This is a genomic window from Citrobacter meridianamericanus, from assembly GCF_041320245.1.
In the GTDB taxonomy this organism is placed as follows: Bacteria; Pseudomonadota; Gammaproteobacteria; order Enterobacterales; family Enterobacteriaceae; genus Citrobacter; species Citrobacter meridianamericanus.
This window is the reverse complement of the sequence record NZ_CP101036.1, coordinates 3,942,893-3,963,522: the sequence shown is the minus strand read 5'-3', so window position 1 is coordinate 3,963,522 and position 20,630 is coordinate 3,942,893. Positions and strand designations below refer to the sequence as shown.

19 protein-coding genes are annotated in these 20,630 nt (G+C 54.8%); 9 read left to right on the top strand and 10 right to left on the bottom strand.

The features are described 5' to 3' along the window. Positions 1-181: 181 nt before the first annotated feature. Both NMD08_RS19425 and copA read right to left on the bottom strand, forming a co-directional pair. A complete protein-coding gene (locus NMD08_RS19425) occupies positions 182-976 on the bottom strand; it encodes a TraB/GumN family protein (protein ID WP_370618813.1) in 795 nt (264 codons plus the stop codon). A gap of 100 nt (positions 977-1,076) precedes the next feature. After that, positions 1,077-3,578 (bottom strand): copper-exporting P-type ATPase CopA, encoded by a 2,502-nt coding sequence (gene copA / locus NMD08_RS19420; protein ID WP_370618811.1) that lies wholly within the window; start codon positions 3,576-3,578, stop codon positions 1,077-1,079. A gap of 109 nt (positions 3,579-3,687) precedes the next feature. Between copA and cueR the strand changes: the two genes are divergently transcribed. Beyond that, positions 3,688-4,098, top strand: a complete 411-nt coding sequence (gene cueR / locus NMD08_RS19415) for a Cu(I)-responsive transcriptional regulator (protein ID WP_029139441.1) — start codon at positions 3,688-3,690, stop codon at positions 4,096-4,098. Here cueR and NMD08_RS19410 read toward each other — a convergent pair. Genes NMD08_RS19410 through NMD08_RS19395 form a run of 4 tightly spaced genes read right to left on the bottom strand, consistent with a single transcriptional unit; the run spans position 4,095 to position 8,317 of the window. Further along, positions 4,095-4,811, bottom strand: coding sequence for a DUF3142 domain-containing protein (locus NMD08_RS19410; RefSeq protein WP_151218660.1), 717 nt, complete (start codon positions 4,809-4,811; stop codon positions 4,095-4,097). The two genes, cueR and NMD08_RS19410, sit on opposite strands and share 4 nt — an antisense overlap. Next, positions 4,781-6,925, bottom strand: a complete 2,145-nt coding sequence (locus NMD08_RS19405; RefSeq protein ID WP_286540128.1) for a hypothetical protein — start codon at positions 6,923-6,925, stop codon at positions 4,781-4,783. The genes NMD08_RS19410 and NMD08_RS19405 overlap by 31 nt, the downstream gene beginning before the upstream one ends. Before the next feature lie 19 nt (positions 6,926-6,944). Beyond that, positions 6,945-7,403 (bottom strand): NfeD family protein, encoded by a 459-nt coding sequence (locus NMD08_RS19400; RefSeq protein WP_370618809.1) that lies wholly within the window; start codon positions 7,401-7,403, stop codon positions 6,945-6,947. Then, positions 7,400-8,317 carry an SPFH domain-containing protein gene (locus NMD08_RS19395; RefSeq protein WP_016152106.1) on the bottom strand — a complete coding sequence of 306 codons (918 nt, stop codon included), beginning with the start codon at positions 8,315-8,317 and terminating at the stop codon, positions 7,400-7,402. The genes NMD08_RS19400 and NMD08_RS19395 overlap by 4 nt, the downstream gene beginning before the upstream one ends. 134 nt (positions 8,318-8,451) lie before the next feature. On the opposite strand from NMD08_RS19395, the gene fetA reads away from it, so the two are divergent. Both fetA and fetB read left to right on the top strand, forming a co-directional pair. Continuing rightward, on the top strand, positions 8,452-9,129 hold the full coding sequence (gene fetA / locus NMD08_RS19390; RefSeq protein WP_187252893.1) for an iron ABC transporter ATP-binding protein FetA: 678 nt from the start codon (positions 8,452-8,454) through the stop codon (positions 9,127-9,129). Further along, positions 9,116-9,895, top strand: coding sequence for an iron export ABC transporter permease subunit FetB (fetB, locus tag NMD08_RS19385; RefSeq protein ID WP_151218662.1), 780 nt, complete (start codon positions 9,116-9,118; stop codon positions 9,893-9,895). The genes fetA and fetB overlap by 14 nt, the downstream gene beginning before the upstream one ends. A gap of 46 nt (positions 9,896-9,941) precedes the next feature. Here the strand turns inward: fetB and NMD08_RS19380 are convergent, their stop codons facing one another. From NMD08_RS19380 to tesA, 3 genes are read right to left on the bottom strand one after another with little or no spacing between them, the layout of a single operon-like run. Continuing rightward, positions 9,942-10,796 carry a co-chaperone YbbN gene (locus tag NMD08_RS19380; RefSeq protein ID WP_187252892.1) on the bottom strand — a complete coding sequence of 285 codons (855 nt, stop codon included), beginning with the start codon at positions 10,794-10,796 and terminating at the stop codon, positions 9,942-9,944. A gap of 58 nt (positions 10,797-10,854) precedes the next feature. After that, positions 10,855-11,625 carry an SDR family oxidoreductase gene (locus NMD08_RS19375; protein WP_151218664.1) on the bottom strand — a complete coding sequence of 257 codons (771 nt, stop codon included), beginning with the start codon at positions 11,623-11,625 and terminating at the stop codon, positions 10,855-10,857. Positions 11,626-11,653: 28 nt separating this feature from the next. Beyond that, complete coding sequence (tesA, locus tag NMD08_RS19370; RefSeq protein ID WP_187252890.1) at positions 11,654-12,280, bottom strand: multifunctional acyl-CoA thioesterase I/protease I/lysophospholipase L1; 627 nt, start codon at positions 12,278-12,280, stop codon at positions 11,654-11,656. Between tesA and ybbA the strand changes: the two genes are divergently transcribed. From ybbA to NMD08_RS19340, 6 genes are all read left to right on the top strand, one after another. Beyond that, positions 12,248-12,934, top strand: coding sequence for a putative ABC transporter ATP-binding protein YbbA (gene ybbA, locus NMD08_RS19365; RefSeq protein WP_151224880.1), 687 nt, complete (start codon positions 12,248-12,250; stop codon positions 12,932-12,934). The two genes, tesA and ybbA, sit on opposite strands and share 33 nt — an antisense overlap. Next, positions 12,931-15,345: a putative ABC transporter permease subunit YbbP gene (gene ybbP, locus NMD08_RS19360; protein WP_187259387.1), complete on the top strand. Its 2,415-nt coding sequence runs from the start codon at positions 12,931-12,933 to the stop codon at positions 15,343-15,345. The genes ybbA and ybbP overlap by 4 nt, the downstream gene beginning before the upstream one ends. 187 nt (positions 15,346-15,532) lie before the next feature. Next, positions 15,533-16,666 carry a porin gene (locus NMD08_RS19355; protein ID WP_187252888.1) on the top strand — a complete coding sequence of 378 codons (1,134 nt, stop codon included), beginning with the start codon at positions 15,533-15,535 and terminating at the stop codon, positions 16,664-16,666. Positions 16,667-16,910: 244 nt separating this feature from the next. Continuing rightward, a complete protein-coding gene (locus NMD08_RS19350; RefSeq protein WP_187259388.1) occupies positions 16,911-17,741 on the top strand; it encodes a MetQ/NlpA family ABC transporter substrate-binding protein in 831 nt (276 codons plus the stop codon). Between the two features lie 63 nt (positions 17,742-17,804). Beyond that, positions 17,805-18,821, top strand: coding sequence for a virulence-associated ABC transporter ATP-binding protein SfbB (gene sfbB, locus NMD08_RS19345; protein WP_151218668.1), 1,017 nt, complete (start codon positions 17,805-17,807; stop codon positions 18,819-18,821). Continuing rightward, positions 18,814-19,473, top strand: a complete 660-nt coding sequence (locus NMD08_RS19340; protein ID WP_286540148.1) for a methionine ABC transporter permease — start codon at positions 18,814-18,816, stop codon at positions 19,471-19,473. Before sfbB ends, NMD08_RS19340 begins: the two co-directional genes overlap by 8 nt. Here the strand turns inward: NMD08_RS19340 and mnmH are convergent. Next, positions 19,470-20,564, bottom strand: coding sequence for a tRNA 2-selenouridine(34) synthase MnmH (gene mnmH, locus NMD08_RS19335; RefSeq protein WP_370618806.1), 1,095 nt, complete (start codon positions 20,562-20,564; stop codon positions 19,470-19,472). The genes NMD08_RS19340 and mnmH overlap by 4 nt on opposite strands. Positions 20,565-20,630 lie beyond the last annotated feature (66 nt).

The following is a 20,630-nucleotide window of genomic DNA, read 5'->3' as shown; positions in this document are numbered from 1 at the left end:
ACAAAATACGACACAAGCATACGCCTGATGTCTGTCTAAAAAATAGTACCATCTTGCGCAATAGTATTGGCAGGATGATGACTTTGAGCGACAATCGAACTACACCGACGCTTTAAGCGCCGGGATCATAATAATGATGAAATTCCTCTTTGACGGGCCAATAGAGATATTGGCCATTTTTTTACCGTAACATCTCCGGCAAATTTCCTTCTCCGTATAAATGCAGCGCGCCAACGGCCACCACATAGTGACCGGCAGGCATCGCTCTGAGTCGATCGCACCAGGCCGCATTACGTTGATGCATCAAAACGTCATACAACGACTGACTAAATGTATTGGGTAGTGTGAGTTCGCTATTGTGCGGCGGCGTTTCAAGCCACCAGCTCATCATCTGTTGTAGCAGTCTGGCATTGGTATGCCAGTGTGTCAGGGTATCGTCCAACAGAGCCAGGCCGTTATCGGGCAACTGACATAACAGTGCGATTTGGCTGGATGCACCTTCCAGTTCGATTATCGGTTTATGCACTTTTTTAGCCGCATTCAGCAGTTGGTAATCAATCCCGTATTCAGCCCGCAGCCCCAGCTTCTGCGCCTGCGTTGCCTGTAATACCATGGCGATTTGCCATAACGGCTGCGTGGACAGCAGGGAAGGGGAAATGCCCAGTTCGTCGGTGACCTTATCCAGATTATCTAACTGCTCCGGGCTGATGCGTTCTTCCAGTGCGGCAAAGGTCGGAAGGTTGGCAAACGGCGCGTCGTCACCGGAAACATCAGCTTCGACAATCAACGCATCGGCATGCTTGAGCTTTTTGAGTAATTTGGCAGGCAGAGGCGCCATATCGCGGCTGCCCATATGAATACTGCCAATCAGATGAAAATGGCGGTTGCCGGGCAAAGAGATGTCGATGGCAGGCCAGGTATAGTGGTTGCCGCGCAGTGCAGACCAAAATGCTTTTACCCGGTATAACAAATCCATACGACCTCCCTAAGTGGACTTCCATGCTAGCGCGTGGTCCTGGAAGGTGCAATGCGTGAATTGCCGGATGGCACAGTTGATAGCGCCATCCGGCAAAGGCTTACTCTTTAGGTTTGAAGCGCAGCAGTCGGTTCGCGTTGCTCACCACTGTGATGGAAGAAAGCGCCATCGCCGCCCCGGCGACGACCGGGTTGAGCAGCGTGCCGGTGAACGGCCACAAGATCCCGGCGGCAACGGGGATACCGATGCTGTTATAGATAAACGCGCCAAGCAGGTTCTGCTTCATATTGCGCAGCGTTGCCCGGGAGATAGACAGCGCATCTGCAACGCCCATCAGGCTATGACGCATCAGCGTAATTGCGGCTGTTTCAATCGCCACATCGCTGCCGCCACCCATGGCGATCCCTACATCGGCCTGAGCCAGCGCTGGCGCATCGTTGATACCGTCACCGACCATGGCAACCTGACGCCCCTGGCTCTGCAGACGCTTAATCGCCTCGGCCTTACCGTCCGGCAGAACGCCCGCAATCACCTCATCAATACCCGCTTCTTTGGCAATGGCGTTGGCAGTCGTTGGGTTGTCGCCGGTGAGCATCACCAGACGATACCCAGCGCGGTGCAGGCGCTGGAGCGCTGCCACACTGTCGCTACGCAGTGGATCACGTACCGCTAACAGCGCTGCGGCTTTACCATCAATTGCCAACAGCACGGGGGTTGAACCCCGGGAAGCCTGAGCGGTGATTTCATCTTCCATTTCTGTGGTATCGACCTGCTGCTCATTGAGCAGCGCCTGGTTGCCCAGCAGTAGCGTATGACCTTCCGTTTCGCCACTGACGCCTAAACCACGCAGCGTACGGAAACCGTTGATCTGCGGCAGCGTGATATCACCCGCTTTGTCGAGAATCGCTCTGGCCAGCGGGTGGCTGGAACCCTGTTCAAGGGCCGCTGCCAGACGAATTGCCAGCGCTTCCTCGGTATTACCAAACGTTTTGATGGCGACAACCTGCGGTTTGCCTTCGGTCAGCGTCCCGGTCTTATCAAAGACGAGAGTATCGAGCGTGCTGGCGCGCTGCAGCGCATCGGCATCGCGTACCAGTACCCCAAACTCAGCGGCACGCCCCACGCCGGAAATAATCGACATCGGCGTTGCCAGACCCAGCGCACAAGGGCAGGCGATAATCAGAACGGTGGTGGCAATCACCAGCGTATAGACAATCTGCGGCGCTGGTCCAAAGAAATACCAGATAGCCGCACTGACCAGCGCAATGGCGACCACGACCGGAACGAACACCGAGGAGATACGGTCGGCCAGTTTGCCAATTTCCGGTTTACTGCTTTGCGCCTGACGCACCATACGAATAATGCGCGACAGTGTGGTGTGGCTACCAACAGCGCTGGCGCGGAACAGTACGCTGCCGTCCTGGACGACCGTACCGGCGTGGACGCTATCGCCTTCACCTTTTTGCTGCGGAATCGGCTCGCCGGTCAGCATCGCTTCATCCAGCCAGGCTTCACCTTGTGTAATTTCTCCATCGACCGGCACGCGGTCACCGGTAGTCAGACGCAGTAACATTCCGGCCTGAACGTCTGCCAGCGGTACGTTCTTTTCACCTTCGTCAGTAACGACGCGCGCGGTCGGCGGCGTCAAATCGAGCAGTTTTTCCAGCGCTTTGGACGAGCGTTGGCGAGCCCGCGCTTCCAGCATGTGTCCGAGGTTAATCAGACCAATAATCATGGCGCTGGCTTCATAATAGAGGTGTCGCGCTTCCATTGGGAACCATTGCGGCCAGAGGTTGACGCTCATGGAATAGAGCCATGCCACCCCTGTACCCAGCGCGACCAGGGTATCCATAGTCGCGGTGCCGTTCATCAGGCTTTTCCACGCATTGCGATAAAAGTGACCGCCTGCGAAAACCATCACGGCAAGCGTTGCCAGGCCAATCGTCAGCCACAGGCTGCGGTTGTCATCGCTCACCATCATGTTGTCGCCGATCATACCCCATACCATGACAGGGATACCCAGCAGCAGCGCAACAGCTGCCTGCCAGCGAAAACGCTTCATGGTTGCCACGGCGGTTTCTTGCTGACGTTCGCGGCGCTTGACGTCATCTTCAATCGCTTCTGCGCCGTAACCCGCTTTTTCAACTGCCTGGACTAAATCTGCGGCGGAGGCACTGCCCATTACCAGCGCAGTGCGTTCCGCCAGGTTTACCCGTGCCTGAGTGACGCCCGGTACACTTTGCAATGCATTTTGTACACGGGTCACACAACTGGCGCAGCTCATGCCGTTTAACAGCAACTGTTGGCTGTCATCATCAGCCGTAGCTGCCGGAAGCTCGGAAGGGACCGCTGCCAGTGCTTCCGACGGGATTGATGACTCCGTCAGCGGTTTAGCCTTTGGGTGGCTTAACTCCGCGCCGTAACCGGCTTGTTTGATGGTTTCAATCAGCGCTTCTGCGCTGGCGCTCCCGGTAACATGCGCCTCTGTCACGGTGACATCCGCTTGCTCAACGTCTGGACGTTGTTCCAGACTTTCTTTAACGCGTTTTACGCAGTGACCACAGGACAAACCGTCCAGGGTTAGATCGATTGTTTGAGACATAACAAATTTCCTCTATGAGTGGTCGGTTACTTATTGACCTTGGCAATCGTTTTGACTAACTGTTATAAAGGTTAAACCTTCCATCTGGGGGAAGGTCAAGGGAGAAAAGATGAATATATCCGATGTTGCTAAAAAAACCGGTTTAACCAGCAAAGCCATACGCTTTTATGAAGAAAAAGGCTTAGTGACGCCGCCGCTACGTAGCGAAAATGGCTATCGTACATACAACCAACAGCATCTGAATGAACTTACGCTGCTGCGCCAGGCACGCCAGGTGGGTTTTAATCTCGAAGAGTGTGGCGAACTGGTGAACCTGTTTAACGATCCGGCGCGTCATAGTGCAGATGTGAAAAAGCGTACCTTAGAAAAGGTAGCGGACATTGAGCGGCATATCAGCGAGTTGCAGGCCATGCGCTTGCATTTGCTGGCGCTGGCGGAGAGTTGCCCAGGCGATGACAGTGCCGAATGCCCGATTATTGATAACCTCTCCGGCTGTTGCCACCATAAAGCGAAGGCTTAACGGCGAGGGGGATTAAGCATAAACACCACCGTGCCGCGGTACCATGGGGATTTCTCAAGCTGTGCTTCAGCCAGCGGATCCCGGCTACCGTTTTGCACCAGCCCCAGCTTAAACGGAATGCGCAGACGGCTGAGTGCGGGCAGATACGCCTGATAATTCGTTACCGTATGACGGCCCTGATAGCTCTGGACCACCAGTTCATCGACCGCCAGCGCGTTCAGCGTGGCGACGTCGCCCGTTTTTGCCCAATCCAGAAGTCCAGTCACGCCAAGTGCAAACTCGGCTGGTAACTGTTGACGTAATTGCTGCAAAAAGCGGGCGTAATCGGCAAGCTGATGAGTCGCCGCGTCAAAATCAACCTGTAGGCCGACCACGTGATTCCCGGCCGTCTGCCAGCGTTGCATCAACCGTATGATACGCGCCGGGATCGCCTCCGGTACGTCGAGCGTGGTAAAGCGCACGGTCAGCCAGATCGAGGGAAAAGACAGGCGGCTGACCGGCAGCCCGAGACGCTGGAAAACCACGTTACCCGAACGAATCAGCACCTCACCCTGATGCAGATAGACCGTTTGCGCGTCTTTCAGCTCATCACTGGCCTTCACGCCGGACCACAGCCAGAAGGCCGGATGCTCACGGGCGGCGACGATATCCGCCGCCTGCGGCTGGCCTGTCAGCAGCGCGGTTACCAGTAGTATTTGAGTTTTTGCGCCCACGGACTTCCCGGATACTGCGTTTTCAGTTGGGTGAACCAGCCTTTACGCTGCAGTTTATCCACTTCCTCACCGCCGCATTCGTTAGAGCCTGACGGCGCATAGCACATGATGGCGCGATACAGCGCGAAGCTCTTGTCTTCAACCTCTGCTTTCGGTGAAGTGATTACCTGCTGATAGTAGCTTTGCCTGTCGAACTGGCCGAACGGTTCTTTGCGCGATATTGCTGATTCAAGTACGTCGTTGCCGGCACTGTTTTTCCACAAATCAACGTGGGTTTGCGTGGTGCGGAAGAATTCGCCTAAGCAGTTCAGCGCGTGGGCATCATCCGCTTTTTTGCTCAATACCGTTACCGTTTCATTGAGGCTGCGACAGGTATAACCGGCTTGAGCGGCATCGCCATTCCAGTCGAAAATACTCAGATTAACATCATCAAACGCGTCGCCAATAACCGGTGGAGTAATGGCGCTGGTCAGTTTTCTGTCATTCAACCAGTCGCCAAAGCGGTTTTCAGTAAGATCGCGTACCAGCAGCGTATGCAGGGCGATGGTACGCTCTTCATTGTTGGGTCCATGGACGGCCTGCTGGCGCAGCAGTTCCGGCGAGGCCTGTGTTTTCAGTATCTGCGAGCGAAAACGCAGGTTGGTCACTGCGCTTTCTGGGGCAAAAACCGCCGCCACATCGCCGCTATAAACCAGCGTGGCGGCGAGCTTAGCCTGTACATACTGCTGCTGTTCGTTGTCCTGGCTGAGTTTTAGCAACTGCAGCCAGAAATCACGCGCCGCGGGCCAGTTCTTCTGGCCCATCAGCGCTTCGCCATACAGCACTTGTTCGCTGAAGGCGAGGGTATCGTGAGCGGCAAGTTTCTGCGCTGGCGTAACTGCCTGAATAATCGCCGCGTAGTTCTCCGTCGCCAGCCACAGATTCAGTTGCAGATCGCGCCATAGCGGCAATTTTTGGCTCTGTTCAAACACCGGTTTGCTGGCATCGAGCTGCGCCTGGGTCAGTGTGGGTTTACTGTTGTTATCCAGACGCAGCGCGCGCAGCAGTTCGATATAGCTGACATGCGGCGCATCGGGGAAGGCTTCTACCACGGACTGTTCGTAGAACGCCATACCGTAGACATTATCGTATTCGATGACAATGTCACGCAGTTGCCGTGCGTCAGCCGACTGCTGGAGCGTTTGCTCATACAACCCGGCCAGCTGTGGCCACGCCTGTAAATACCAGTTGATGCGACGCAGCATACCGCGCGCGGATTCGGCATACAGGCCTTGCGGGAAGCGTTGCAAATAGACTTGTGCCTGCGTCTGAGCCTGAGTCGCATCCTCGCGGTTAATTTTTGCAATATCAAAATCGCCGTACTCGCCCACGCTGTTCTGGCTGCTCTTGTTCAAGGCCGCACGCATCAACATGTATTGCGCGGTCTCTACCAGCCACGGGCGCTCACTTTTGGCAAGCTGAGTGAAATCGCGTTCGGCGCTGGCATAATCACCGGCATAGAAACTGGCAGCTGCGGCCAGATAATTTTTATAGGACTGAGCCGGTGAATCAGCCGGGAGGGTGGCAAGTGAAGACTCAATTTGTTCGCGGGTTGCCCCGGATAGCAGCCCCGTACGCGCCTGGGCTAAGGCCTGACGCTGTTCCGCCGCTAACGTCGGGTCGGCCAGCAGTGCGGCAAAAAATGCGCTGACGCTCTCGGTGTTATTTGAAACATGACGGTTCTCAAGCTCAGCGTCGTTGACGTTTATTTCGTCTGCGCTAATGTTCAGTTCGGCCATCTGTCGGGAGAGTGGGCTGTCTGCGGCGGATGCCGGCGCAGCGGCTGGCTGCGGGGCTGCCTCATCCCATTGCGGGTGATAGGCAAAATAGAAATCCCGGGAGCGGGTGATATCCGCTGGCATTGATTGCACCGGCAGAGCAAATGATTTTTCCTGGCTCAGCAGCCGCAGCAGGTTGTCGCGGCTGTCGTTTTCAGGGTTAAAGGTTGGCGTGCCTTTCAGCAGGCAGCTGTCGTCGCTCCATTTGCAGTCTTCCATATCGAAAGAGGCGAATGCCTGCGGGGCGGCGGTCAGTAATGTGCAAAGGGCAAAGGCAAGGGGTGTCTTCCTGACCATAGTCTTATTTCCTGTCTTTTTAGTGTGATACCGCTTTAATAATCAGGGATATCCCTTCAACGGCAATGACTTCAACCTGCGTTCCGGCGCTCAAATCGTCGCGGGCGCTGACGGGCCATGAGCTATCGCCGACGCGCATATGTCCACGGCCATTGACCAGGCCAGTTTCCAGAATAAATCGACGACCAACCAACTGCTGCCCGCGCTGGTTCAGATGGCTGTCGGCGGGTTTCTGCTCCTGAACACGCCTTGCCAGCCACTTCCACCAGAGCCAGGCCGCCAGCAGGGTGAGGACGGCGAACATCGCTCCTTGCCAGGCCCAGTCAAGCGGAACGAGCCACACCACCAGGCCGGTAATCACCGCCGCCACGCCGCTCCACAGCAGATAGCCGTTACCGCCCAGCATCTCGGCAGCGAGTAGCAAACCGCCGAGGCTGAGCCAAAATATGTGCGGGTGTACCAGAATCATCGCTATCATGATTTTTTCCGCTCGCTGGCGCTGTCCTTAACCAGTTCTGCGATCCCGGCAATGGAGCCCATCAGGCTGCTGGCATCCAGCGGCATCATTACCACTTTGCTGTTATTCGATGAACCGATATGCTGCAGCGCTTCGGTGTATTTCTGCGCCACGAAGTAGTTCACGGCCTGAATATCCCCGGCGGCAATGGCTTCAGAAACCATCTGCGTTGCGCGAGCCTCAGCTTCTGCCGAACGTTCACGCGCTTCAGCCTGTAAAAACGCAGACTGGCGTTCACCTTCCGCTTTAAGGATCTTCGACTGCTTCTCACCTTCGGCCTTGACGATTTCTGCCTGACGGATCCCTTCGGCTTCAAGAATGTAGGCGCGTTTGGTACGTTCGGCTTTCATCTGCGCGTTCATCGCGTCGATAAGTTCTGCCGGAGGACGCACGTCGCGGATCTCGATACGGGTGATTTTAATGCCCCAGGGATTCGTGGCTTCATCAACAATATGCAGCAGGCGCGTGTTGATGTTGTCGCGCTGGGAGAGCATTTCATCAAGCTCCATCGAGCCGAGAACGGTACGAATGTTGGTCATGGTCAGGTTGATGATCGCCAGTTCCAGATTACTGACTTCATAGGCGGCTTTCGGCGCGTCGATCACCTGAATAAAGCACACTGCATCAATCGCGACGTTGGCGTTATCTTTGGAGATGACTTCCTGAGAAGGGATATCAAGCACCTGTTCCATCATGTTGATCTTACGACCAATGCGATCCATGAACGGCACGACAAGGTTTAAACCTGGTTGCAGGGTTTTGGTGTAACGGCCAAAACGCTCTACCGTCCACTGATATCCCTGCGGGACGATTTTGACGCCAGCGCCGACGATGACCAGTGCGACAAAGATGAGAATAGGAATAAAAATGAGCATTGATGAAACCTCCTGTTGTGCTGTCCTTTACTGCCTCATTAATCAAATTATACCCGATTAATCAAGGGGGGCTCCCTTATAATAAATTACAGGCATAGACTGTCTGCACGAAAGATGTAAAAAAGGGATGGGTAATGGAAGAAAGCAGCATTCTGCTTCAGTTAAAAAATGTCGCATGGCAGGCAGGGGAGACGCAGGTTCTCAATAACATCAGTTTTGATCTCCGTGCCGGAGAATTTAAGCTGATTACCGGCCAGTCCGGCTGCGGGAAAAGTACGTTACTCAAGATTGTGGCGTCATTAATGAGTCCGACTGCCGGTGAAATCCTCTTTGAAGGCAAGGAGATAAGTACCCTCAAGCCGGAAGCGTATCGCCAGCAGGTCTCCTATTGTGCGCAAACGCCTGCCTTGTTTGGTGAGACCGTCTACGACAACCTCATTTTCCCCTGGCAAATCCGTAACAAACGTCCGGAGCCGGATGCGTTTCTGACCGTCCTGGCCCGTTTTGATCTCCCCGAGACGATCCTCAAAAAAAACATAAATGAGCTGTCCGGTGGCGAAAAGCAGCGCATCTCGCTAATTCGTAATTTGCAGTTTCTGCCCAAAATCCTGCTGCTTGATGAAATCACCAGCGCGCTGGATGAAGCCAATAAACGTAATGTGAACGAATTAGTTCACCATTATGTTCGCGATAAGAATATTGCGGTGCTGTGGGTGACGCACGACAAAGATGAAATTACGCATGCGGATAATGTCATAACCCTTCAACCGCATGCCGGAGAAATGCAGGAAGCACGCAATGAACGAGCATAATATTACCAATGAGTCCCTGGCATTAGCGATGATGCTGGTGGTGGTGGCGATCCTGATTAGCCACAAAGAAAAACTGGCGCTGGAAAAAGATATTCTCTGGAGCGTTTGCCGGGCGGTGGTTCAGCTTATTATCGTCGGCTATGTGCTGAAATATATTTTTGGCGTTAACCACAGTATTCTGACTTTACTGATGGTGCTGTTTATCTGCTTTAACGCGGCTTATAACGCGCAAAAGCGCAGTAAATATATTGATAAAGCTTTCCTCTCGTCGTTCATCGCCATCACGGTGGGGGCGGGATTAACGCTGGCGGTGCTGGTTTTGTCTGGCTCTATCGAGTTCGCGCCGATGCAGGTCATCCCGATCTCAGGCATGATTGCAGGCAATGCGATGGTGGCGGTAGGGTTGTGTTACAACAATCTGGGTCAGCGGTTTAGCAGCCAACAGCAGCAGATTCAGGAAAAACTCAGCCTCGGCGCGACGCCGAAAGTGGCCTCCGCGCCGCTGATTCGCGACAGCATTCGCGCCTCACTGATCCCAACGATCGACTCTGCGAAAACGGTAGGGCTGGTGAGTTTACCGGGGATGATGTCCGGGTTGATCTTCGCGGGTATTGATCCGGTAAAAGCGATTAAATATCAGATTATGGTGACGTTTATGCTGCTTTCGACCGCCAGCCTGTCAACCATTATCGCCTGCTACCTGACCTATCGGAAATTCTATAATTCGCGTCACCAATTAGTCGTAACGCATTTGAAGAAGACGTGATGTGATGGCCGGATGACGGCTAACGCCATCCGGCAAATGCAGCAGATTAGTACAACAGCGCGTACAGCTGTCGGCGGTATTTTGAGGCCAGTGCATCGCCGGTTCCGAGTGCGGCAAGGATCTCCTGGAAGGTCTTACGCGCCAGGCCGTCGGCAGCAGTGAGATCTTTCTTCAGGTGGCTGAACAGCAGTTCCAGCGATTCTTCGTTGCGTCCGACCTGATGTAACTGAATGGCCAACTGTGTTGCCAGCGCCGCATCCTGCGGATTGCTGGCAACCTGCTGTTGCAGCTGTTGGATTTCCGGCGTATCGGCCGCCTGCTTCAGCAGTTCAATTTGCGCGACCAGTCCCTGATAGCGGGTGTCCTGATCCTGCAACGGAATGGTTTTCAGCACCGCTTCGGCTTCGTCAGAGCGGTTCAGGGCGATTTGCGTTTCCGCCAGCAGCAGGCCAATTTCGCTACTCTGGTTGGAGATCTGCCACGCTTCTTTCAGGAGCGGCAGCGCGTCGGCGTGATTACCTGCCTCAATGAACTCGATAGCCTGGCGCGCTTTCAGCTCTTCTTCGCTCGGCAACACTTTTTCCAGCAGCGCGCGGATAACCTCTTCCGGTTGCGGGCCCTGGAATCCGTCCACTGGCTGACCGTTCTGGAACAGATAAACCGTAGGGATGGCGCGCAGGCCAAACTGAGAAGCGATCATCTGCTCGGCGTCGCAGTCGAGCTTGGCAAGAATAAACTGGCCGTTGTACTGGGCGGCAAGGCTCTCCAGTACCGGCGTCAATTGCAGGCAGTGCTGACTGCGCTCAGACCAGAAATAGAACAGGACCGGCGTGGTCATCGACTGTTCAAGGGTCTGCTGCAGGTTCGATTCGTTAATGTTAACAATATTCTGTGTGGACATGGAGTTACTCTCTTTTGTCGATTTCTTGTTACATGGGGGCTGACGCGCGTGCTTCAACTCAACCCTGTAAAATTTTGTCCATTATGCGGCCTGGCAACAGGCGTTTAAGTAGCATCACTGCCCAGGTCACCAACGTAACCGGATAACGAAGCTTCGGTTTGTCGCTCTCAAACGCATGACGCACTTTGGCGACAACCGCTTCTGGTCCCAGCGTAAAACGTGCGGCAATACCAGGGTTTTCAACGGGAGCATCACGTTGAGTCTGATTGACATTTTCGGTAAAACGGGTGCGAATAGGGCCGGGCTCAATCAGGCTGACCTTGATCCCGCTGTGGCGCAGTTCCATGCGCAGCGCGTCGGACCAGGCTTCCAGTGCGTATTTGCTGGCGGCATAGGCTCCGCGTCCCGGTGTTGAGATCAATCCCATCACCGACGAGGTCATCACAATACGTCCTTCTCCGTGAGGGAGCATGGCGGGCAACAGGCGCATGGTCAGCTGATGTGCACCAAAGAAGTTGGCCGAAAACTGCTGCTCCATTTGCTCGCGGCTAATGGTCGGCAGTGGGCCATAGACGCCGTATCCGGCATTGTTAAAGATCCCATACAAACGATTATCGGTCAGGGCTATCACCTCATCGGCGGCGTGATCCACGCTTTCGGGTGAGTCCAGATCCAGCAATACGCCGGTGAATCCCATACTGTTCATACGCGCAACATCGTCAGGTTTGCGACAGCCTGCCAGAATTTGAAAACCCTGGCGCTTTAGTTCAAGCGCGCTTTCCAGACCGATTCCGCTGGAACATCCTGTTATTAAGACCGATTTTTGCATAACTTTACCTGTCAGGATCTCCGTTGAATTACGAGTCGTGATTAACTAGAGGAGTGAGATGTTGCGCCATCCAGTCGGCAATAAACGGCTGGGCGTCACGGTTAGGATGAATACCATCATCCTGCATCCACTGGGGTTTCAGATAAACCTCTTCCATAAAAAAGGGCAGCAGAGGGATATCAAACTCTTTGGCGAGCTTTGGATAAATCGCGCTAAAGGTTTCATTATAACGGCGACCGTAGTTTGCCGGCAGACGAATTTGCATTAATAGCGGTTCGGCATTTGCCGCTTTCACGTCCTGCAGGATTGTGCGCAGGGTTTGTTCGGTTTGCGCAGGCGCAAAGCCGCGCAGACCATCGTTGCCGCCAAGTTCGACCAGCACCCAGCGAGGCTGGTGCTGCTTGAGTAATGCGGGCAGACGGGCCAGACCCTGCTGCGAGGTGTCGCCGCTAATGCTGGCATTCACCACCGGCGTTTTAGTTTTCCATTTATCATTAAGTAGCGCAGGCCACGCGGCGCTGGCGGACATACGGTATCCGGCGCTCAGGCTGTCACCCAGAATTAATAACGTGTCCGCAGCGGCGGCGCGGAAAGTTAACAGAACCAGGAACAGGAAAGGCCAATGCCAGCGGAAAACATTGTTGAAGTTCATCATCTTAAGAAATCCGTCGGTCAGGGTGATCAAGAGCTATCCATCCTTACCGGAGTTGAACTGGTTGTCAAACGCGCCGAGACCATTGCGTTGATTGGCGAGTCGGGATCGGGGAAATCCACGCTGCTGGCGATCCTCGCCGGGCTTGACGATGGCTCCAGCGGTGAAGTCAGCCTGGTTGGACAGGCGCTGCACGCCATGGACGAAGAAGCAAGGGCGCAACTGCGGGCGCGACACGTGGGCTTTGTCTTCCAGTCGTTCATGTTAATTCCAACCCTGAATGCACTGGAGAACGTTGAGCTGCCCGCGTTGTTGCGTGGCGAAAACAGTGGAAAAAGCCGCGACGGAGCAAAAGTGCTGCTGGAGCAACTGGGACTGGGTAAGCGCCTTGATCATCTTCCGGCCCAGCTTTCCGGCGGGGAGCAGCAGCGCGTGGCGCTGGCGCGGGCGTTTAATGGACGCCCTGACGTGCTGTTTGCCGATGAACCGACGGGCAATCTGGACAGGCAGACCGGAGACAAAATCGCCGACCTGCTGTTTTCTCTGAACCGGGAACATGGCACAACCCTGATTCTGGTGACCCATGACCCGCAGCTGGCGGCGCGTTGCGATCGGCGTTTACGCCTGGTGAACGGACAGTTGCAGGAGGAGGCATGATTGCACGCTGGTTCTGGCGCGAGTGGCGCTCGCCTTCATTACTGATTGTCTGGCTGGCGCTAAGTCTGGCTGTGGCTTGCGTGCTGGCGCTGGGCAATATCAGCGATCGCATGGAAAAAGGGCTGAGCCAGCAAAGCCGTGAGTTTATGGCGGGCGATCGGTCGCTGCAAAGTTCGCGCGCCGTACCGAAAGCGTGGATTGACGAGGCGCGACAGCGTGGTCTGAAAGTAGGTGAGCAACTGACCTTTGCCACCATGACCTTTGCCCGGGATACGCCGCAGCTGGCGAACGTCAAAGCGGTGGATGATGTGTATCCGATGTATGGCTTGTTGCAAACCAATCCGCCGGGGTTGAAACCGCAGCCAGGCTTGGTGCTGCTGGCCCCGCGTCTGATGGCGCTGCTCAACTTAAAAATCGGTGATTCCATCGACGTTGGCGATGCCACCCTGCGCATCGCCGGGGAAGTGGTGCAGGAACCAGATTCTGGTTTTAATCCTTTCCAGATAGCGCCGCGCCTGATGATGAACATGGCGGATGTCGAAAAAACGGCGGCGGTCCAGCCGGGAAGCCGTGTGACTTGGCGCTATAAATTTGGTGGGACGCCACAGCAACTGGAAGCTTATGAAAAATGGCTGCTGCCGCAGTTAAAGCCGGAACAGCGCTGGTATGGTCTGGAGCAGGATGAAGGGGCGCTGGGGAAATCACTGGAGCGTTCGCAACAGTTCCTGCTGCTGTCGGCACTGTTAACGCTACTGCTGGCGGTTGCTGCCGTTGCCGTGGCGATGAATCATTACTGCCGCAGCCGTTACGACTTGGTGGCGATATTAAAAACGCTCGGTGCAGGCAGAGCGCAGCTACGCAAGCTGATTATCGGCCAGTGGCTGATGGTGCTGGTGCTGTCCGGCGTGACCGGCGGGCTGTTCGGGCTGTTATTTGAGCGGGTGCTGGTGGTCTTACTTAAGCCGGTTCTGCCCGGTGAACTGCCGCCCGCCAGCCTGTGGCCGTGGCTGTGGGCATTCGGTACGATGACCGTCATTTCTCTGCTGGTGGGATTACGCCCTTATCGCCTGCTGCTGGCGACGCAGCCGCTGCGGGTACTGCGTCGCGACGTGGTGGCTAACGTCTGGCCGCTCAAGGTCTATTTGCCCGTAGCAACGATAGTTGTAGTTGCGCTGCTGGCCGGATTGATGGGCGGAAGTATGCTGTTGTGGGCAGTACTGGCCGGGGCGGTAGTGCTGGCGCTGCTGTGCGGCGTGCTTGGCTGGATGCTGCTTAACCTGCTGCGTGGTCTGACGCTGACATCGCTGCCACTGCGTTTGGCGGTCAGCCGGCTATTGCGCCAGCCATGGTCAACGCTCAGCCAACTATCGGCATTCTCGCTGTCCTTTATGCTGCTGGCGCTGTTACTGGTGCTGCGCGGCGATCTCCTCGATCGCTGGCAGCAGCAAATGCCGCCGGAAAGCCCAAACTATTTTCTGATCAACATTGCCACCGAGCAGGTGGCTCCGCTGAAGGCTTTCCTGGCTGAGCATCAGGTGATCCCGGAGTCGTTCTACCCGATAGTGCGGGCGCGTCTGACCGCTATCAATGAGCAGCCGACCGAAGGCAATCAGGATGAAGCGCTGAACCGCGAGCTTAATCTGACCTGGCAGGATACCCGACCGGATCATAACCCGATCGTTGCCGGGAGCTGGCCGCCAAAAGCGGGTGAAGTGTCGATGGAAGAGGGGTTGGCAAAACGGCTGAACGTCAGGCTTGGCGATCGGGTCACCTTTATGGGTGATACTCAGGATTTCAGCGCCACGGTCAGCAGTCTGCGCAAAGTGGACTGGGAAAGTCTGCGACCTAACTTTTTCTTTATCTTCCCCTCCGGCGCGCTGGACGGACAGCCGCAAAGTTGGTTAACCAGTTTTCGTTGGGAGAACGGCAACGGCATGCTGACGCAGCTTAACCGTGAGTTTCCGACCGTCAGCCTGCTGGATATTGGCGCTATCCTCAAACAGGTGAGCCAGGTACTGGAGCAGGTGAGCCGCGCGCTGGAGGTGATGGTGGTGCTGGTCACCGCCTGCGGTATGTTGCTCCTGTTGGCGCAGGTGCAGGTCGGGTTGCGTCAGCGTCATCAGGAACTGGTGGTCTGGCGTACGCTGGGCGCGGGCAAGAAGCTGCTGCGTACCACGCTGTGGTGCGAGTTCGCGATGCTCGGGATGGTTGCCGGACTGGTGGCGGCCATTGGGGCGGAAACTGCACTGGCGGTGTTGCAAACCCGCGTGTTTGATTTCCCGTGGGAGCCAGACTGGCGACTGTGGGTCGTGTTGCCGCTTTGTGGGGCATTGCTGCTCTCTCTCTGTGGCGGATGGTTAGGTTCACGTCTGTTAAAAGGCAAAGCGCTATTCCGTCAGTTCAGCAGTTAATTCATAATTGTGATGATTACGCACCGGTTTTTTTAAATCGGTGCGTTTTTTATTTATGTAGCACAAATTGATAACTCATTGATATTTAACAGCACAGAACAATAAAAACCCGACAACACGAGTGTATTAATAAACGTTAATATTTGTATGCTGAATAATTGGCAGGCTATCTATCAAGGTACAAATAATGACTATAAAAAAAACGGCGCTGGCGGTATCGATTGGCGCAGCAGTGGCATTAACGACCTTCGCCTCCCAGGCGGAAATCACGATCCTGAAACAAGATCCGCAGGCGGGCAACCCGCTGAGCCGTCTTAACTTCACCGTCGGTGGGAGTATTCGTCCGCAGTTCCAGAATATGGCCGGTGACGATGGTAAGAATGGCTACAAGCGTAATGGCTTCGACGGTGGAACGCGTTTCCGCTTCGCCGCTGACTACTATCTGTTTGATGACATCAGTTGGGTGAGCTACTACGAGCTGGGCGTTAACTTCCCGGCGATGTTCAACTGGGACAATCACTATGCTAACGGTGCCAATGATACCACGCGTCGTATGCTGTACACCGGTCTGAAGAGCGCGACCTGGGGGACACTGACCTTCGGTCAACAGAACAGCATTTACTATGATGTGGTGGGGGCAAAAACGGATATCTGGGACTACGACATGATCGGCCAGGCACCGGGTAACGGTATCAATGGCGACTATGATGGTTCTTATCGTACACGTAAATCACTGAAATATAAAAATACGGTAGGTGATGTCGATCTTTACGCGTCTTATCTGTTCAGCGATGACTACAACCCGAACAACGGGTTGCGCTACAAGCGTAAAGGTGGTGGCTCGCTGGGTGTGGATTACCACATCACTGATGACCTGACCTGGGGTACGGCGTGGAACTATACTCGCGCGGAAATGCGTGGTAACACCAGCAAAACCTACGATCAAAACATTGTCGGTACTGCGCTGAGTTGGAAACCGGACAACTGGACGTTCTCCATGGGCGGCGGCTGGTATCAGAACTTCATGACCACCAAAAAAGTCTCGGTTAACGACTATTTTGCCGGTGATGCCTGGGGTCTGGAATACTTCGCGGGTTACACCTTCCCGGTTGGTCAGTATGCGCTGAAATCCGTGCAGCCATACTTTATGGGCGATCGTATTGAATACGTGAATGGTCGTAACTACCTGCGCACCGACAACGGTGTGGGTATCAGCTTCCAGCTGGATTACGGTTTCCGTGTGGATTACGAACACGTCTTCACTTCCAGCACCGATAATCTGGGCGACATGAATCTGGTCCGTCTGCGTTACGACTTCTAAGTCAATTTCCCTGCCAAAACCGGGTAACCAAAAGGTTATCCGGTTTTTTACTCTCCTTTGTTAAAAAACCATAAGTGCCTTCCGCGTACATTCAACGACATATCTCGCAACATCATGAAATAATTTCAAGGACAGCAGGTTGTGATCTGTGTCATGTTAACAATCAGCCTGTTGACAGGCCAACAAGAACAACGCCGCAAGAACGGCGTGAGACATGACACCACAACGTTAAAATGGAGAGATTATGGGATTGCGTCAGAGTTTACGCGTCGCGACCGGAGCGCTGTTACTGGCCTGCGGATTACAATTTGCTCATGCGAACAGTGATCCACACACCATCGTATTTGGCGTCGCACCTGGGCCGTACGGCGATATGGTAAAACAAGCCATTGCCCCTACGTTGAAAGAGAAAGGCTATAAGGTTGTGGTGCGCGAATTCAGCGACTACGTGCAGCCGAACATGGCGCTCTCCAACGGCAGCATTGATGCCAATCTGTTCCAGCACTCGCTCTACTTTGACAAATTCACCGCCGATAAAGGCCTGAAGCTGAGCAAGCTGATTGTGGTCCCAACGGCCGGGATGGGCTTTTACTCGCATAAAATCAAAAGCCTGGATGAGTTGAAAAAAGGGGATGTGATCACGCTTTCCAACGATCCCACTAACCTGGCTCGCGGTCTGCGTTTCCTGCAGTCTATTGGCCTTATCACCATCAAAGATAACATCGACCCGACTAAAGCCTCCGAGCGCGATATCGCCAGCAATCCGAAAGGCCTGGTGTTTAAACCGCTGGAAGCCGCGCAGTTGCCGCGTACGCTGGACGGCGTGACCGGCGCGCTGGTCAACGGTAACTTTGCCGTGGCGGCAAAACTGGATCTCGCCAGCGCCATCAAGCAAGAGCACCTGGATGAAAATCTGAAAAATATCATCGCGGTACGCAGCGAAGATGCGGATAAACCGTTCGTGAAAGATATTGTGGAGGCGGTGAAATCCCCGGCGTATCGCGCCGTGATCGACGACCCGAAAAATATCTACAGCGCCTTCCAGAAACCGGAATGGATGTCGTCAGCCCAATAATCGCTGCGCACAAGGGTTAACAGGGGCAGCGGCGACTGCCCTTTTCGCATTTCTGAGGTAGCTATGATTGAGATTGAGAAAGTTTGCGTGGATTTTAGCGCAGGCCGTGGAACATCAACCCGGGCGGTTGATGACGTCAGCTTGCACATTGGCGCAGGTGAAATATTCGGTATTGTCGGGACCAGTGGCGCGGGGAAAAGTACGCTGCTGCGCACCCTCAACGCCTTAACGCGCCCGAGCCAGGGAAGCGTAAAAGTGAATGGCGTGGAGATCTCTGCGCTCGAGGGGGGGCATTTACGCAAAGCGCGTCAGCGTATCGGTATGATTTTTCAACATTTTAACCTGATGCATACCCGCACCGTGGCGCAAAACGTTGCTTTCAGCCTGAAGGCTGCCGGATGGGAGCGCAGCAAAATCGCTCCACGCGTTGCGGAGATTCTGGCGTTGGTCGGGCTGGCGGATAAAGCAAACCGTTTTCCGGTTCAGCTCAGCGGCGGGCAAAAGCAGCGCGTGGGTATTGCCCGTGCGATTGCTAATCACCCGGATGTGCTGTTGTGTGATGAACCCACTTCCGCGTTAGATCTCGAAACCTCGGCCACAATTCTGACATTGCTCAAGCAGATCAACCAACAGTTGGGGATCACGATCGTGCTGATCACCCATGAGATGAACGTGATCAAATCCATTTGCGATCGCGTAGCGGTGATGTCCGGTGGCAAGGTGGTGGAGTCTGGTGAGGTGTTTGATGTTTTTGCTCACCCGCAGCACGCTTTCACTCAACAACTGGTGTCGCATACCCTCAACCTGACGCTACCTGAACGTCTGCGCCAGCACCTGCCGGGTCAGCTGTTAAAAATTCTGTTCATCGGTGATTCGGCGGAACAGCCGGTTTTATCAGAAGTCGCGGTTAAATTTGGCGTGGCGGTGAACATTCTGCACGGCAAAATTGAATATATCGGCGAACGTGCGCTGGGGATTCTGGTGGTGCAACTGACCGCGCCGCATAACCCTTCTGCGGTTGAAGTTGCCGTGGAACATATTCGTCAACGTACTGCTCAAGTGGAGGTGATTCGTGGATGATTTATTGCCTGATTTGACGCTGGCGTTTAATGAAACCTTCCAGATGCTGAGCATCTCAACGGTGCTGGCTATTATTGGCGGTTTGCCGCTCGGTTTTCTTATTTTCGTCACCGATCGGCATTTATTCTGGCAGAACCGTTTTGTGTATCTGCTCAGTTCCGTGCTGGTGAATATTATCCGCTCGGTGCCGTTTGTGATCCTGCTGGTGCTGCTGCTACCGCTCACCCAGTTTTTGCTCGGGAATACCATCGGGCCGATTGCGGCATCGGTTCCGCTGTCGGTGGCGGCTATCGCCTTCTATGCCCGTCTGGTCGACAGCGCGCTGCGCGAAGTCGATAAAGGCATTATTGAGGCGGCGGAAGCTTTTGGTGCCAGCCCGATGCGCATCATTTGCACCGTTCTGTTACCTGAGGCGAGCGCGGGACTGCTGCGTGGGCTGACGATAACGTTGGTGAGCCTGATCGGTTACTCCGCAATGGCCGGGATCGTTGGCGGCGGCGGGGTAGGTGACCTGGCGATTCGCTTTGGTTATTACCGCTACGAAACCCAGGTCATGATCGTCACCGTGGTGGCGCTGATTATTCTGGTGCAGGTCGTGCAGGTGCTGGGCGACTGGCTGGCAAAATGCGCGGATAAGCGCGACCGGCATTAATGCGCCTGGAGCCAGTCATTTACGTCCTGCCATGAGCCGCGAAACACGATTTTCGCGGCTTTTTTCTCTAGCTGGTAGCGATACATTGGGTCGTAGTATTCGTTGAGTAACGGTACCAGCCATCCCATATGGGCGTCGGTACTGCCGTTGGCTTGTTGCTCTTGCAGGGCGACGTCGAGCAGGGCGTTCAGCTCGGCAAAGCGCTGTAAACCCAAACGGCGGCGGATAGCAAACAGGCCGTGATGCAAATATTCACAGTACTCCTGCCAGCCCTGACTATCGCCATAAGCGTGGGTAAAATCGTGGTGCATGCGCACAAAATATTCTTCACGTAGTCGCTCAAGGCGTAGCTCAAAAGGATCGTCGACCACCGCAATAGATGCCTGACTCATGCGCTCGCGCAGGCATTCGGGCAAATGATTGGCACCAATCATGCGGCCTTCATCTTCCAGCACCCAGCGATGCAGCGCCTGACGGCTGTCGGTTTTCAGCATCTCGACCGCCAGCAGGTTTTCAAAGCTTGCCTGGCTCAGCTGCGGTTCAACGGTGCGGCCAAAAGAAGATCCACGATGGTGCGCCAGACCTTCGAGGTCAATGCCGTTCGGCTGTTGTTGCACTAGCTGCGTTTTACCGTTCCCGGTACAGCCGCCAATTAAGACGATCGGTTTTTGCACCAGTTCTTCAGTCAGTTGAATCACCGCCTGACGCAACGCTTTATAACCGCCTTGTATTAGCGGGTAATCAGTGCCGGACTCGTGTAGCCACTGCTGCACAATGTGCGACCGCTGGCCGCCGCGCGCGCAGCATAAGTAGCCCGCAGGATTTTGACGACAGGCATCCAGCCAGGCCTTCATGCGTCGCTGGCGAGTCTCGCCACAGACCAGTTGATGGCCAAGCGCGAGGGCGGCCTCAGGCCCCTGACGTTTATAACAGGTACCCACGGCTGCACGTTCGTCATCGTTCATTAAGGGAAGGTTTATTGCACCCGGCATTGCGCCCTGCTGAAATTCGACGGGGGCGCGTACATCGATTAAAGGCGTACCGGCGAGCAGAATTGCGCGATAGTCCTGTATTGCTTGTGTGTATTGCATAGTAAAAAACGAAACCTCAAATCATCCTGCGTACCATTTTACGCGCCAAATGAGAGGATGACTTGA